General features: G+C 45.8%; 12 protein-coding genes. All 12 read left to right on the forward strand.

Annotated elements, in window-relative coordinates:
• The first annotated feature begins 278 nt into the window (after window positions 1-278).
• The 12 genes from spoIIE to MHI27_RS00370 all read left to right on the forward strand — a co-directional run bounded on the left by spoIIE (window position 279) and on the right by MHI27_RS00370 (window position 15572).
• A complete protein-coding gene (gene spoIIE, locus MHI27_RS00315) occupies window positions 279-2786 on the forward strand; it encodes a stage II sporulation protein E (RefSeq protein WP_405175352.1) in 2508 nt (835 codons plus the stop codon).
• A gap of 515 nt (window positions 2787-3301) precedes the next feature.
• Window positions 3302-4048: a VWA domain-containing protein gene (locus MHI27_RS00320; RefSeq protein ID WP_042183866.1), complete on the forward strand. Its 747-nt coding sequence runs from the start codon at window positions 3302-3304 to the stop codon at window positions 4046-4048.
• Window positions 4038-4976, forward strand: a complete 939-nt coding sequence (locus tag MHI27_RS00325) for a serine/threonine protein kinase (RefSeq protein ID WP_405175353.1) — start codon at window positions 4038-4040, stop codon at window positions 4974-4976. The genes MHI27_RS00320 and MHI27_RS00325 overlap by 11 nt, the downstream gene beginning before the upstream one ends.
• Window positions 4977-5012: 36 nt before the next feature.
• Window positions 5013-6455, forward strand: coding sequence for a tRNA lysidine(34) synthetase TilS (tilS, locus tag MHI27_RS00330; RefSeq protein ID WP_042183868.1), 1443 nt, complete (start codon window positions 5013-5015; stop codon window positions 6453-6455).
• Between the two features lie 46 nt (window positions 6456-6501).
• Window positions 6502-7041 carry a hypoxanthine phosphoribosyltransferase gene (gene hpt, locus MHI27_RS00335; RefSeq protein WP_042183870.1) on the forward strand — a complete coding sequence of 180 codons (540 nt, stop codon included), beginning with the start codon at window positions 6502-6504 and terminating at the stop codon, window positions 7039-7041.
• Window positions 7042-7150: 109 nt separating this feature from the next.
• The gene (gene ftsH, locus MHI27_RS00340) at window positions 7151-9205 is read left to right on the forward strand and encodes an ATP-dependent zinc metalloprotease FtsH (protein WP_042183872.1); all 2055 of its coding nucleotides are present in this window, start codon (window positions 7151-7153) and stop codon (window positions 9203-9205) included.
• Window positions 9206-9463: 258 nt separating this feature from the next.
• Window positions 9464-10402, forward strand: coding sequence for a quinolinate synthase NadA (gene nadA, locus MHI27_RS00345; RefSeq protein WP_042183878.1), 939 nt, complete (start codon window positions 9464-9466; stop codon window positions 10400-10402).
• 39 nt (window positions 10403-10441) lie between these two features.
• Window positions 10442-12058, forward strand: coding sequence for an L-aspartate oxidase (gene nadB / locus MHI27_RS00350; RefSeq protein ID WP_405175354.1), 1617 nt, complete (start codon window positions 10442-10444; stop codon window positions 12056-12058).
• A complete protein-coding gene (nadC, locus tag MHI27_RS00355) occupies window positions 12048-12923 on the forward strand; it encodes a carboxylating nicotinate-nucleotide diphosphorylase (protein ID WP_042183890.1) in 876 nt (291 codons plus the stop codon). The genes nadB and nadC overlap by 11 nt, the downstream gene beginning before the upstream one ends.
• The gene (locus MHI27_RS00360; protein ID WP_042183892.1) at window positions 12920-13687 is read left to right on the forward strand and encodes a type III pantothenate kinase; all 768 of its coding nucleotides are present in this window, start codon (window positions 12920-12922) and stop codon (window positions 13685-13687) included. The genes nadC and MHI27_RS00360 overlap by 4 nt, the downstream gene beginning before the upstream one ends.
• Window positions 13688-13734: 47 nt before the next feature.
• On the forward strand, window positions 13735-14619 hold the full coding sequence (gene hslO / locus MHI27_RS00365) for an Hsp33 family molecular chaperone HslO (protein ID WP_042183894.1): 885 nt from the start codon (window positions 13735-13737) through the stop codon (window positions 14617-14619).
• 8 nt (window positions 14620-14627) lie between these two features.
• Window positions 14628-15572 (forward strand): peptidylprolyl isomerase, encoded by a 945-nt coding sequence (locus MHI27_RS00370; protein WP_081393266.1) that lies wholly within the window; start codon window positions 14628-14630, stop codon window positions 15570-15572.
• Window positions 15573-15642 lie beyond the last annotated feature (70 nt).

Raw genomic sequence — 15642 nt, forward strand, 5'->3', positions numbered from 1 at the left:
ATATAAAATTGCCGACAGCATCCATGTCATTCTCACATAACTCTAGGGCAATCGCTGACGAAAGACCGCCGCGTCAGCGCGTGAAATTACGTTGTAAACAATCTTGAAACCAATCAACCTACCGTCCCGCAAGGGATAGAACCACTTTTTTACAGATCATGAATGAAGGCTTTTTTGTCGGAAATTTCTTGTGTGTGTCCCTCCATTTCTGACAAACTTTCTCAATTCCCCGGTTATATAATGAGTACCATAAATTCTTAAACGGGTGGTGTAGGGGAATGGGTAAAAGCAACGTGGTAAATTTGCCAGAGTGGACAAGAGTAGGAAGTGAAGATAAGAAGCAGAGACAAGCATTGCGCACGCGTATTACAGCTTGGGGTCAGAAGCAGCGGTATGTTCAGCTAATAGCAGCGAAGAAATGGATGCTATTGCTCAGTTTCATGGGGTTTCTGCTGGGTAGAGCCATGATTCTGGACGAACTATCCCCTTTTGCTGTCGCATACTTTGCCGTCATTGTGTTTATGCGTCGCGACTCTATTCTACCTGTAGCTGCAGCCATTATAGCTGGAAGTCTCTTTACTCCATTCCCTGGAGCTTTGGTTACTACTGCTGAGCTGATTATTTTCTTTTTAGTTTATAAAGGCTTGGAAAGTTATGAACGAATAGATTTATCCTATGCACCACTTATGGTGTTCGTGTCTTCGTTTATGGTTGGCTTGTTCCAGATTGTTATTGGACCTTCTCTTTCTTGGTATCCGCTTATGATGACAACACTAGATGCTTTACTAGGTTTTGTGCTTACACTTGTGTTCATTCAAGCGCTGCCTCTACTAACCTATAAGCAAAAAAGTAGAGCGCTCAGGAACGAGGAGATTCTGTGCCTTATTATATTACTTGCCTCAGTAATGACGGGCCTTGTGGGCTGGACCCTTAATGGTTTGTCTTTGGAGCATATATTGTCACGATATTTGATTCTACTCTTCGCCATGGCAGGGGGGGCTCCTCTTGGGGCTGCTGTTGGGGTGGTGACCGGATTGATTCTCAGTTTGGCGGATATTAGTGCTATCTATCAGATGAGCCTGCTTGCTTTTTCTGGAATGCTAGCGGGAATGATGCAGGGTGGTCGAAAAGGTGCAGTATCTATCGGGATGTTGCTAGGATCCACGATCCTTTCCGTCTATTTTACGGGTCCGGGTGATATGATGGCCTCAACATGGGAAACCTGCGTAGCGGTAGTGCTATTTCTTATAACGCCTAAGGCGATGATATCTGCCATTGCTAAATATGTTCCTGGCACGTCAGATCATAGCCGATCTCAACACGAATATGCGCGAAGGGTCAGGGATTTAACGGCAGAACGGGTGACGCAATTCTCACAGGTATTCCAGCAGCTGTCGAGCAGCTTTGGTCAGATTCCACGTGCCGGAGAAGTAGGGAAATCAGACCGTGAGATGGAGGATTTCATGAGTACGGTGACAGAGGGTGCTTGTGCAGGATGCATTCGGCGTTCCCACTGCTGGGATGCAAAATTCTATCAGACGTATAGATATATGACAGATATGATGACTACTGTTGAGGAATGCCCTGATATTACGGCAGCTCAGCTGCCTCCGGAATGGAGCCGGATTTGCGGTAAAACTGGTGAAGTACTTGAAGTCATGAAAGGACAATATGATCTTTACCAACATGATATGCGATGGAAAAGACAAATATACGATAGTCGTCAATTTGTTGCCGAGCAGTTATCGGGCGTGTCACAGGTTATGGAGGACCTAGCGCGTGAAATAAAACGTGAGGGACAGGCTATGTATCGTCAGGAAGCTCAAATCCGTGAGACATTGGAGAAATTAGGGCTGTCTATTCATAGTATCGAAATCCTAAGTTTAGATCCTGGGCGTGTAGAAATAGAGGTGGTGCATGCCTATACTCGTGGTTTTGATGAATGCCGTAAAATGATCGCTCCGCTCCTTTCCGACATACTAGATGAGAATATTGCTGTCATGAGCGAGACGGCAGTCCATCCTCGGGAAGGATTGTCGATGGTTACCTTCGGTTCAGCCAAAGCCTTTGAGATAAACACAGGAGTGGCCGTTGTTTCTAAAGGAGGAGATATGTTATCTGGCGATAGCTTCAGTACCGTAGAGCTTGGAAATGGCACCTTTGCAGTATCCATTAGCGATGGAATGGGAAATGGTGAGCGAGCGAGAATGGAGAGTAGTGCCGCCCTCGGTATGTTAGAAAAGCTACTGCAATCCGGTATGGATGAGAAGCTGGCTGTAAAGTCGGTAAACTCTATTCTCTTATTACGTTCTCCTGACGAGTTCTACGCTACCGTTGACATGGCTTTGATCGATCAGTATTCCGCACAGACAACTTTTATGAAGATTGCTTCCGCACCGAGCTTTATCCGGAGGGGTAGTGAGGTCATTCCAATAACCTCTAGCAATCTGCCTATAGGAATCATTAAAGATATCGATGTGGATCTGATTAGCATGCAGCTTCGGGCCGGTGATATTTTGATTATGATGACGGATGGTATTTATGATGCGCCAGGATATGCCGTTAATAAGGAGATATGGATGAAACGGTTGATCCAAGAGCTTGAGGGGGATGATCCTCAAGATTTGGCGGATAGCCTGTTAGATAAGGTAATTCGTTATCAGGGCAATGAGATCCATGATGACATGACGATTGTCGTCAGTCGTGTAGATCATTTCCACCCAGAGTGGTCCAGCCTGCATATGCCTGGTGTCGGCCGAATGGAGCGTCCGCGTACGGTAAGTTAGATGGTTGGGCACGCGCGAAGTGTCGTATTGCCTGTATGTTTTAGCACGCGCGAAGCGTCGTGTTGCTTGTATGTTTTAGTACGCGCAAGGCGTCGTACTGATTGTTAAAGGTTTGAAGCACGGGCATAGTGCCGTGCTTGAATGGTAGTCGAGGCGAGTCTGTGATATGAAACTCGCCGGTCTCTACTATTTACGTTTCAAAGTTTCGCTGACTTTGGTGCGTAATTTTTTTAGATCTAAACTGTTTACTAGTGAAGGTACGGAACGGAGAGAAAGTTTGGAGCTGTAGAAGCGGAGCGTTCGCCTTTATTATTTGATTTCAACCGCAGAGGGCGGTTTTAATAGAGAAATCAAATAATAACAGCGATCGAAAGCCCAAACATTTCTCGCAGTTCCCCTATTCACTATCCCCTTAGTTCAGATCACAAATTTCCCCAACAAAAGCGACCGTTTGAAATCTCTCATTTCTGGATATGCTAGAAACAGAGGTTCAAACAAAGGGGGAGTTGAGGGTTATGAAGCAAATTATGCTCATTACTGACGGTTGTTCGAATGTAGGAGAAAGTCCGGTGTTGGCAGCGGCGCATGCCCTGCAGGAGGGAATCACCGTAAATGTGGTTGGTGTAGTTGATTATGGTACGATCGGCGAGCTCGGAAGCCGGGAGATTGCCGACATTGCCAAGGCCGGGGGAGGCCTTAGCCGAATAGTCGGAACGCCACAACTGGCGCAGACGATTCAGATGATGACACGCAAGACCGTGGTTCAGACGATCCAACAGGCGGTTAATAAAGAGGTAAAAAAGATACTAGGCGATGGCTCATTGGATCAGTTACCTCCTGTTCAACGTTCACAGGTTGTTACAGTTGTAGATGAACTGACAGAAACAACACCGTTGCGCATTGCACTTCTTATCGATGCCAGTGCTAGTATGAAACCTAAACTGGGTGCTGTGGAAGATGCTATCCGCGATTTGGCGCTCAGTTTGGAAGCACGGGAAGGTAAGAGTGAGATTGCTGTGTTCCATTATCCTGGAAATAACAGCAGCGAAGATGCCAAGCTTGATCTAGATTGGACCCATGACATGTCAGGTATTCGTACGTTATTCTCTAAATTACACATGAGAGGCGCGACACCGACGGGTCCAGCTATTTTCAAGGTGCTTGAACATTATCGTTATGATACACTGGATGAACATCGTGGACGCCGACTAAGTGATGACCACGACGAAAGAGAAGGGATGATTGGTGGGTATGTCGTCTAATCCGTCCTATCCTACTGGTACCTTAATTAACGGCAAATGGCGGGGTAACCGTTATGTCGTTGAGCGGATGCTGGGAAGGGGCGCGAACGGAACCGTATATCTTGTGCAAAGAGAAGGCAGACGGGAAAAGTACGCGCTAAAAATCGGATACGATACACTTGAACTTCAATCGGAGATCAATGTACTAACCTCGCTGCAATCACGGCGAAAGCGGAATGAGCATCGTGCTCGTCGTGAGAATCCATTGTCTTCTTATTTTTTGGAAGCGGATGATTTTGCGAATGGGGATAATGTCCCCTTCTATGTAATGAGGTATGTTGAAGGCAAACCTCTGCATCATTTTTTATCGAAAAACGGTCCCGACTGGTTAGGCCTGGTAGGGCTTGGTCTGCTTGATAAGCTGCGCACACTGCATGAATGCGGTTTTGTGTTCGGGGATTTGAAGCCGGAGAACGTCATGGTATCAAAGTACGGCGAAGTGGAGCTGATCGACTTTGGGGGCACAAGTCCTATTGGTCGCAGTGTGAAGCAGTTTACCGAATGGCATGACCGTGGCTTTTGGAATGCAGGCAGCCGCACGAGTGATGAGGGTTATGATCTATTCGCTTTTGCTGTACTGTGCCTCCGTCTTTTGAATGAAGAGGGGCTCAAGAAAGCTGCGCTACAGCTGCCGCAGACAAGAAGTGTAGATGAGCTGTTTAAGCTGGCTAGAAATCTACCCGACAAGAAACTATCCTCTTGGATTTGTTTGGCGTTAAAAGGAGGTTTCACCGGTTCCGCAGATGCTACAGAGCTCTGGCGAAACCATATTTACAATTCGCGTAGAAAGCGTCCTGATAGTATGGACACACCTCGCTGGCTCAAAAATGCTTTTGGGTTATCCTTGTTTGTGCTTGCCTTTACAATTTATTGGGTATTTCGGTTTTGAACTTATACATATAGTTAGAGAGAAGGGGGGCCGCATATGGAGCAAATGAATGGACTGGTGGAGTCAGTATTGGAGTCAGCAGCCGAGCACGAGCTGTGGGCGCCCCATGACACCATTGTAGTCGCAGTTTCCGGCGGCCCGGATTCTGTGGCTCTTTTGCATGTTTTGCATGAAATAGCTTTAAACGTTATGCCACTTACCTTAATATGCGCTCATGTGAATCACGGATTTAGAGCGGAGTCTAAGGAAGAGGCAGAGCTAGTACGTGGTATGGCTGAACAATTGGGACTGCCCTTTGAGTTGGCAGAATTCGATATTCCCTCTTTGGCTAAGGAGAGTGGACTCGGCCCTGAGGGGACAGCACGCGAGAAGCGATACGAATTTCTGATTGATACCGCACACCGTTATGGGGCGCGCTCTGTTGCTCTGGCTCATCATGCGGATGATCAGGCAGAAACGGTGATTATGCGTCTATTGCGAGGAAGCGGTTTATCGGGGCTGTCCGGTATCAAGTGGAAAAGAACAGAAAAAAAGGTGGAACTCATTCGTCCATTCCTACGTATTAACAAAACGGCTCTTCTTGGGTTATGTCAGAATGAAGGTTTCACCTATGCCGAGGATGCAACTAATCTGCTGACGAAATACAAGCGGAATGCTGTTCGATTGGAAGTTCTTCCTTTTCTGGAAAGGTATAACGGCAGAGTGAGACAGTCACTTGTGCAGCTTGCGGAAATTGCAGGAGCTGAGGATGAATATATGGAGGCATCTGCGGTAAAATGCTTTGAGGAGCTGGTTTCGGAAGGGGAAGGGAAATATACCTTTAACAGAGCTTCATTTGCGGCCATACCCTCCGCTTTACAACGGCGTTTGATTAAACTAATATTAAATTATCTGTCGGCGGATCTATCTGCCCTTGATTTCTCCAAGATTGAATCTGTACGTCGGGGAACGCTGCAGAGCTATCCCACCACCTGGAGTTTGGATTTAGGTGGAGGCCTGACTTGTGTGCGGCAATATGATATCATCTTGTTCTCGTCCAAGCCCGCGCAGCAACAGGCAAGCTATACATATCGTCTGTTTTTACCGGATTCCGAGCTTAAGCTGGAGGAAATAGGTAAGGTGATGTCGATGGCGGTGCTGGAGAGAGAAAACTTTTTTGTACAGGGGGAGGATTATGGGAAGATGTCGGCTTGGTTTGACCGTGATGAACTGGTCTTTCCACTAACGATACGTTCCCGATTGCCTGGAGATACCATAAGAGTCATGGGATTAAACGGAAGCAAAAAGGTAAAAGATATTTATATTGATGATAAAATACCTGCTGCTGAACGCTCAATGATCCCCCTCGTTTGTGATGGTTTGGGCAATATTGTCTGGATTCCGGGCGTAAGACGCTCGATGCATGCCGCAGTAGGGCGGCAAACGACCTCGGTACTTCTATTGTCTCTAGCAGAGCTGGATGACCGTGAAGAAACGTAATGGTCGATGTAAGTCTTTCATAGTATAACTTAGGAGGTTTCGCAAGTTGCAAAATGATATTCAAGAAGTCTTGATCACCGAAGAGGAACTTCAGCAGAAAATTAAGGAGCTCGGTCGAACACTGAGCGAAGAATACGCAGGACGTACCCCTTTAGTCATTTGTGTACTAAAAGGCGCGTTTATATTTATGGCAGATCTGGTTAAAGCCATTACAGTACCTGTTGAGATGGATTTCATGGCAGTATCTAGCTATGGAGCATCCACCAAGTCCTCTGGTGTTGTCAAAATTATTAAGGATTTAGATGTATCGGTAGAAGGCCGCGATATCTTGATCGTTGAAGATATTATTGACAGTGGCCTTACGCTCAGCTATTTGATTGAGCTACTCCGCAACCGCAATGCTGCTTCTATCAATGTGGTTACCTTGTTTGATAAGCCCTCAGGTCGTACGGTTAATCTGGAAGCCAGCTATACAGGCTTCGTGTTGCCAGACGAATTTGTAGTAGGCTACGGATTGGATTATGCCGAGCGGTATCGGAACCTCCCATATGTTGGAGTACTGAAGCCTGAGATTTATTCCAATTGAACTATTGATTGCCTTGATCATACGGATCGGGCACCCTTGGCTTCCTTTATTTGAGGTGTCCCAAGAGGCTATGGTACAATAACTTGAGTGTTGCGAGAGGAGGTAGGGGATGAATCGGTTCATCCGGAATTCTGGTTTTTATTTGATTTTATTTTTAGTCGTGGTGGGTATTGTCCAGTTTGTGAGCAATGGAAATGAAGCCGCCGATTTCCCTAGATACGACGAGTTACGGCAGGAGATCAAGAGCAACAATGTGAAGGATTTGACGGTTCAGTTTGAGGGTAATGCCTTTTTAGTTACAGGCGAATATAGAGAGTTGCCTGCCGATACTAAATCGAAAAGCTTCTCCACATATATTCCTCCAACAGATGCTGCTATTAATGAACTGATTCAAGCCAGTGATGTTAATGGGATTGAATTAACTCAGAAGAAAATGGAAGGTACCAGCATTTGGCTGACATTCCTTTCTTCTATTATCCCGCTAGTCATTATGTTCATCTTGTTCTTCTTCCTGTTTAACCAGGCGCAAGGTGGCGGCGGTAAAGTCATGAATTTCGGCAAGAGCAAGGCTCGGTTATATAATGAAGAGAAGAAGAAAATCAGCTTCGAGGATGTTGCAGGGGCGGACGAAGAGAAGCAAGAGCTTGTCGAAGTCGTTGAGTTCCTGAAAGATCCGCGCAAATTTGCAGCTGTCGGTGCACGTATCCCTAAAGGCGTACTGCTTGTAGGCCCTCCGGGAACAGGTAAAACATTGCTTGCACGTGCAGTAGCAGGTGAAGCCGGTGTTCCTTTCTTTAGTATTTCCGGTTCCGATTTTGTAGAAATGTTCGTGGGTGTCGGTGCTTCTCGGGTACGTGATTTGTTCGAGAACGCTAAGAAGAACGCGCCATGTATTATCTTCATTGATGAAATTGATGCTGTGGGTCGTCAACGCGGCGCCGGACTCGGCGGCGGACATGACGAGCGCGAGCAGACACTTAACCAATTGCTGGTTGAGATGGATGGATTCGGTGGTAACGAAGGCATTATTATTGTTGCGGCAACTAACCGTGCTGATATACTTGATCCTGCATTACTTCGTCCAGGACGTTTTGACCGTCAAATTACGGTTGACCGCCCTGACGTAAAAGGCCGTGAAGCTGTACTTAAGGTTCACGCTCGTAACAAGCCACTTACGAAAGATGTAAGACTGGATGTTGTTGCTAAACGCACAACTGGATTCACGGGTGCTGATCTAGAGAATCTGCTAAATGAGGCAGCATTGCTAGCTGCACGTCGTAACCGCAAAGATATTTCCATGATTGAAGTGGATGAAGCCATTGACCGTGTTATCGTGGGTACTGAGAAACGTAGTCGGGTTATCAGTGACCGTGAGAAACGCATTGTTGCTTACCATGAAGCAGGCCATACTATAGCTGGTTATTTCCTTGAGCATGCTGATATGGTGCATAAAGTTACAATTATCCCACGCGGACGTGCCGGCGGATATGTTATTATGCTTCCGAAGGAAGATCGGATGATCGTTACCAAGCAGGAGCTTTTGGATAAGGTTACTGGATTACTTGGTGGGCGTGTTGCCGAAGAATTGTTTATTGGTGAGATCGGTACGGGCGCATACAGTGACTTCCAACAGGCTACGCGCATCGTGCGTGCCATGATCATGGAGTACGGTATGAGCGATAAGCTTGGACCTATGCAGTTCGGCTCTTCTCAAGGCCAAGTATTCTTGGGTCGTGATATTGGGCATGAACAGAATTATAGTGATTCCATTGCTTATGAGATTGATCAAGAAATGCAGAACTTTATTACTTCGAGCTACGAACGTTGTAAAGAACTGTTGCTCAAATACTCTAAAGAAATGCACCTGATTGCCAATACGTTACTTGAGAAGGAAACACTTGAGCTTGATCAGATTAAAGAGCTGATTGAACAAGGATTCCTTTCTGAAGATGGTAAGGCTGAGGGTGGCGAAGGCGTTGCGCTTGAAGTTGGCGAACCTGTCATTGATAATATCGGTGATGTGCGTGTCCGCATTCAAGGCAAGTCTGAAGATACTGATTCCACGCCTCCGAACCTATCAAAGGAAATCCCGAACAAACCTGAATCTGAGGGTAATGACGGATCTGATGATGACAATAAAGGCGGCGGAACTAGCCTTACCTAAGCAGGATCACTATTCATAAGATGTAAATTAATCCGGAGAGCGTAATTGCTCTCCGGATTTTTTATTTTAATTTTTAGGTAATTTCATGCTTAGAAGCCTGTCTAGTCACATTGACAGGGGCTGGAACGTTGTGTACATTAGTGATTAATATTACTTACTATTAACATCAGCTTATTCATTTTTTCGGATGATGGCTCATGCCATTTGATAACATCGCACCGGCGTAAAGCCGCGAAGATTTAAGGGGGAGAACAATCGGTGGAAGCTCTGGCACTTGAGCGTAAGCAGGAACAGAATCGAGAACTTCGTATACGTCTTGAACAGCTTAAGAAGGAAAGAAACGCAATCATTTTAGCTCATTATTATCAACGTGATGAAATTCAGGAGGTTGCCGATTTCCGGGGAGACTCTTTTTTACTCGCTCAGAAGGCTGCAGAGACTGATGCAGAGGTTATTGTATTCTGCGGTGTTCATTTCATGGGGGAAAGTGCTAAAATTCTGGCTCCAAACAAAACCGTCCTTATTCCTGATGAACGTGCAGGCTGCCCAATGGCTGATATGGTCAATGTAGACGGTTTGCGTAAGCTTAAAGCGCAACATCCAAATGCTAAAGTGGTGACTTATATCAACTCGTCTGCAGAGATTAAAGCGGAAACTGATATCTGTTGTACCTCTGCCAATGCCGTGAAAGTAATCGAATCCCTCGATGCTGAAGAAATTATCTGGGTACCCGATAAGAATCTTGGTCAATACGTACAAGATCAGACCGGCAAAAAACTGATTATCTGGGAAGGCTATTGCAACACTCATGATATGTTGACTGTTAAAGATGTAGTAGAAATGAGAGCGAAATACCCAGAAGCAGAATTTGTAGTTCATCCAGAATGTCGTCCGGAAGTAGTGGCCATGGGTGATTATGTAGGTAGTACTACATCCATTCTCGAGTATTGCCGGAAATCTGACCGTAAGCAATTTATCGTTGGAACTGAGGATGGTACAGGATATCAGCTTCGTAAAGATAGTCCGGATAAAGAATTCCATTTTGCTACAAAATTTCTTGTTTGTCCTAATATGAAAGTTAACAATCTAAAAAAACTGGTGAAATGCCTGGAGACGATGAAGCCACAAATCTATGTACCGCCTGCTGTCGCCGACAAAGCCAGAACTTCCCTAGAGCGCATGCTACAAGTCCGGTAGTATGCGCTACTCTTTCGTTGAAACAGGTGAAACGCGGTCATGATTCCACAATATTTGGTTGATTTTGATCTTCGGGATATTCCTAAAGTAAAGACAGATTGTATTGTTATCGGTTCAGGGATTGCCGGATTGTTCACAGCTATTAAAGCTAGTGAAGATCGGCGTGTCATTATGATCACAAAGAAATCAGTAATGGAGAGTAATACTCGCTATGCACAGGGGGGGATCGCAGCTGTAATAGCTGAGGACGATTCCCCTGCTTACCACCGGCAGGATACATTAATGGCGGGAGCAGGTCTTTGCTCATCCACAGCTGTCGATGCACTTGTTAATGAAGGACCAGATAGAGTTCATGAGCTAATTCGTTTAGGTACTCTTTTTGATAAGGAAGATGGGGTACTGGCTTTGACGCAGGAAGGAGCGCATAGTCACCGTCGTATTTTGCATGCTAATGGAGATGCTACAGGTTATGAGATTGTTCGTGCCTTGGCTGAACAGGTAGCTGAACATGAGAACATTGAGGTGTGGGATGATCATTATGTCATTGATCTCATCACTGAAGGTGGAGAATGTGTAGGCGCATTGTTGCAGCGTCCCGGCGGCGGACGGTTATTCCTGCAAGGGGATGCGACTATTTTGTGCTCTGGCGGTGCAGGACAATTATTTAGATACACTACCAACCCTGAAGTAGCTACAGGCGACGGGGTAGCCATTGCTTATCGTGCCGGGGCTCATATACGAGATATGGAATTTATTCAATTTCATCCTACAGCATTGAGTTATCCTGGAGCTCCTAGATTCCTAATCTCCGAAGCAGTTCGTGGGGAAGGAGCAGTATTGCGCAATATTAATGGAGAGCGGTTCATGGAACGATATCATGAGTTACTTGAGCTAGCCCCACGAGATATTGTAGCTCGGGCTATTGTAAGTGAAATGGAGCTTACAAAGTCAACGTTTGTCTATTTGGATATTACGCATGAATCCCCAGAAATGGTGAAGCATCGTTTCCCTACAATACATGAGACCTGTATGGGCTATGGACTGGATATTACAAGTGATTGGATTCCAGTGGCTCCAGCTGCGCATTATATGATGGGGGGCATTAAGACCGATCTGAATGGGGAGAGTACGATTCCTCGCTTGTTTGCTTGCGGGGAGGTTTCTTCCACAGGCGTACATGGGGCTAATCGATTAGCAAGCAATTCATTATCAGAAGCAGTTGTTTTTGGACATCGTATTATTGAGCGGACTCGCCAAATATCTCCGCTTGGTCGTGATGTTACATCAGTTAGTAGCAACGAAGGGCGTGTTGATTCGCCAACTCAAGCTATTGTGGAACGCCGTTTGAAGCTACAAAAGGTAATGGTTCGATATGCCGGATTACGGCGTAATGAAGAGACCTTGTCTAAGGGAATAGAAGAATTGAAACGGCAGCTACCCATCTTTGGATCCGTATTGACTAAACGCGAGGAATACGAGTTCGCTAATATGCTGACCTGCTGTTTGCTCGTGACAGAGTCTGCTCTAGCACGGGAAGAGAGTCGCGGGGCACATTACCGTGAGGATTACCCGCAGCGAAGTGATGATCAGTGGCGCAAGCACCTGCTTCAAATTCGCGATCTGGGAATAGTGGAGGAATTAAGCGATGATGTTTAATGGTTACAATGAAGAACTAGTACAATCCATTAAGGCTTGGCTACGGGAAGATGTTGGTTCCGGTGATGTAACAACACAAATGACAATACCTGTTGGCCATGAATCTAAAGGGATTATTCATGCTAAAGAAGATGGCGTAATTTGTGGTATCCCGATTGCAGAGTTGGTTTTTGAAATTGTTGATCCTACGCTTAGCTTTACAGCCCTTGTAGAAGAAGGTCAAGCAGTGACAAAAGGGACTGTAATTATTGAGGTAGAGGGAAGCACACATGCAATTCTTACGGGTGAACGGCTTGCACTCAACTTGATGCAGCGTCTTTCCGGTGTAGCATCACGTACGTCATCTTTCGTACAGGTGCTCGATGGATTACCGACTCGTCTAGTAGATACACGTAAGACTACACCAGGACATCGTATGCTGGAAAAATATGCAGTTCGTGTTGGTGGAGGCTTTAATCATCGCTTTGGTCTATATGATGCGGTTATGATCAAGGACAATCATATCAAAGGTGCAGGTGGTATTAGGCAGGCAGTAGGTCGTGCGCGGAAGAACATTCCACATACGATGAGCATTGAAGTAGAGACTGAGAACTTAGAGCAAGTCGAAGAAGCGCTGGCAGCAGGTGCTGATATTATTATGCTTGATAATATGTCTAACGAGATGATGAAGCAAGCGGTGGCTAGGATTAAAGCTAAAGCTCCACATGTCAAGACAGAGGCCTCCGGCAATGTATCGTTAGAAACGGTTCGTGGGATCGCAGAAACAGGTGTGGATGTGATTTCTGTAGGACGCCTTACGTACTCCTTTTCCAGTTTGGATATTAGTCTAGACCTTAATGCCAAGAAGGAAGGGTCCTCATCATGATGCTTGCTGTCGATGTCGGTAATACCAATATTGTTCTCGGTGTATACAGAAAGCGCGAATTGTTGCATCATTTTCGGCTAAGTACTGCGCGCCAATCCACCGTGGACGAATATGGAGTGCTGATACACAATCTTTTTCAGATGTCAGGGATCTCTGTTAAAGATGTGGAAGGTGTAATTATATCCTCGGTAGTTCCACCTCTGGTTAAGACTATCGTGGATATGTGTATAAAGTATATAGGCAAAGATCCGTTACTCGTAGGACCAGGGATAAAAACGGGACTTAATCTTCGCTATGAGAATCCGCGTGAGATTGGCGCAGACCGGATTGTTAATGCTGTGGCTGCGATTGAACAATATAAATGTCCGCTTGTTGTTGTTGATTTTGGTACGGCTACGACCTTCGACTGTATCGATGCAGGGGCTAATTATCTTGGAGGAGCGATTGTTCCGGGTCTTGTTATTTCTACAGAGGCTTTATACCAGCGGGCGTCGAAACTGCCACGAATTGAGTTGGAGAAACCTAAAAAGGTTATCGGACGTAATACAGTTCACGCTATGCAGGCTGGTATTATTTTTGGGTATGCAGGCCAAGTCGAGGGGATTGTAAAGCGTATCAAAATCGAGATGAACGCTCCGGAACTGAAGGTTATTTCTACTGGAGGCCTCGCTTCGCTAATTGCGGGGGAGACGGATTGTATCGACGAAGTAAATCCTATGTTAACACTAGAAGGATTACGAATTATTTATGACCGTAACCAATAAAGATAAAGAAGCCTAAAGGGCGAAGAGATAGGAGGGCTATGCACCCAATGGAAAAAAAGAAGGATCGACTTATCCGTGGAACGGCTATGAATGGTAAAGTGAGAGCGTTTGCTGTCCGCACAACAGAATTGGTCGAGGAATTGCGGCGCAGACATGATACGTATCCAACGGCTACAGCCGCACTTGGACGTACAGTTACCGCTGCAGCCATGATGGGCGCTATGCTCAAAGGAAGAGAGAAGCTATGTATCATGGTCAAAGGGGATGGACCGATCGGGCAAATCGTTGCGGAGTCCAATGCGTTGGGAGAAGTGTGCGGTTATGTACACCATCCTCACATTCACTTACCTAGCAATAGTATGGGCAAATTGGATGTTGCTGGAGCCGTAGGAACTGAAGGGTTCATTGATATTATAAAGGATTTAGGTTTGAAGGAACCTTATCGAGGTAGTATTCCTATCATCTCCGGAGAACTTGCGGAAGATTTCACTTATTATTTCGCTGTTTCTGAACAAACCCCAGCTGCAGTTGGCTTAGGTGTATTAGTGGATACCGATGAGTCAGTGATTGTAGCCGGAGGGTTTATCGTTCAGCTTCTTCCAGGACTGACGGATGCGGAGATTACGGAGATCGAAAAAGCCCTAGGGGCTATGCCTTCCGTGACAACACTTCTTGATCAGGGTCTAGAGCCAGAAGAAATGCTGCGTTTTCTTTTGCCGGATGCCGTAGTTATGGATGAACTGGATATTAACTTTGCTTGTCAATGTTCGCGTGAGCGGGTAGAGCAGACATTGGTTAGCTTAGGGCAAGATGAACTGGAGAGATTAATTGCAGAAGATGAGCAGGCTGAAGTTGTATGTCATTTTTGCAACGAGGCTTATGTTTTTAATAAGGACGAATTACAGGTCATTTTAGAACAAGCGAAATCGTAGGGCATGGGATGATGACGAGACAGGAACGTGCACTTCGCAATACGGTTGTTATTCTGGCTGTTGCAACTTTAATGCTCGGGGGCCTATTGTTCTGGAGCTTACGCGCCATGGCTCTTCTAAAAGGGGATACAACAGAAAACGAAACACCGGATGCAGCGACTGCAGGCGGACAACCGATAACAGATAAGCAGTGGATGGATGAGCTCAAAAAAAAGCATGGCCACGAAGTGCTGGTTGGAATGATCAATCATATTGTTGTGGAGATGGAAGCAAAGGCTCTGGGGATTACCGTGACCGACGATGAGGTTGAGCAAGAACTTGCACGAACTATGGTTGGATACGGATCGGAAGAACAGTATTATGCACAAATGCAGTCTCAGCTGGGATTATCTCGTCAGGAAGTGTTCGCAGAAACGGCTTATCGTCTGACCTTACAAGCAATAGCCACTGATGGTATTACGATTAAGGAAGCTGATATCGATACTTATTTAGACCAAAACACGGAGCGTTTCACTCCCAAAAGGGAATTGGAACTCTCCATGATTAAGGTTTCATCTTATGATGAAGGCGAGCAAGTAATGGATCGCTTGGAACAGGGCGAGAATTTTGCTGATTTAGCTAGGGAAGTTTCCATTGATGCAGAGAGTCGGCAGCAAGGAGGCCGTTTGGGTAAAGTAGAGGAAGACGATCCTTTTTGGCCTGAGGGGCTGCTTAAGACCGCTGCTAGTTTGGATGAGGGTGATATAGCGGGGCCGATTCAGGCGGAGGACGAATTCGCTATCATTCGACTAGAGAGTATTCACACACAAAATATTCCGGACCAAAAGGAAATTCGGGCGCTGATACGTCAAGAGCTGGCGTTGGAGCAAGCACCCCCTCTACAGCAAGTGGAGAGTGATTTGCGTACGAAATATGATGTGGCAATAAATATTGACAACAGCCTGCAAGATTGATAATATGATATTAACGTAAAACCTACCGTTTTAGTCGGAAATAACTAACGGTGGTCCAATATCTATACCC

The organism is Paenibacillus sp. FSL H8-0261 (assembly GCF_045040645.1).
Taxonomy (GTDB): domain Bacteria; phylum Bacillota; class Bacilli; order Paenibacillales; family Paenibacillaceae; genus Paenibacillus_AQ.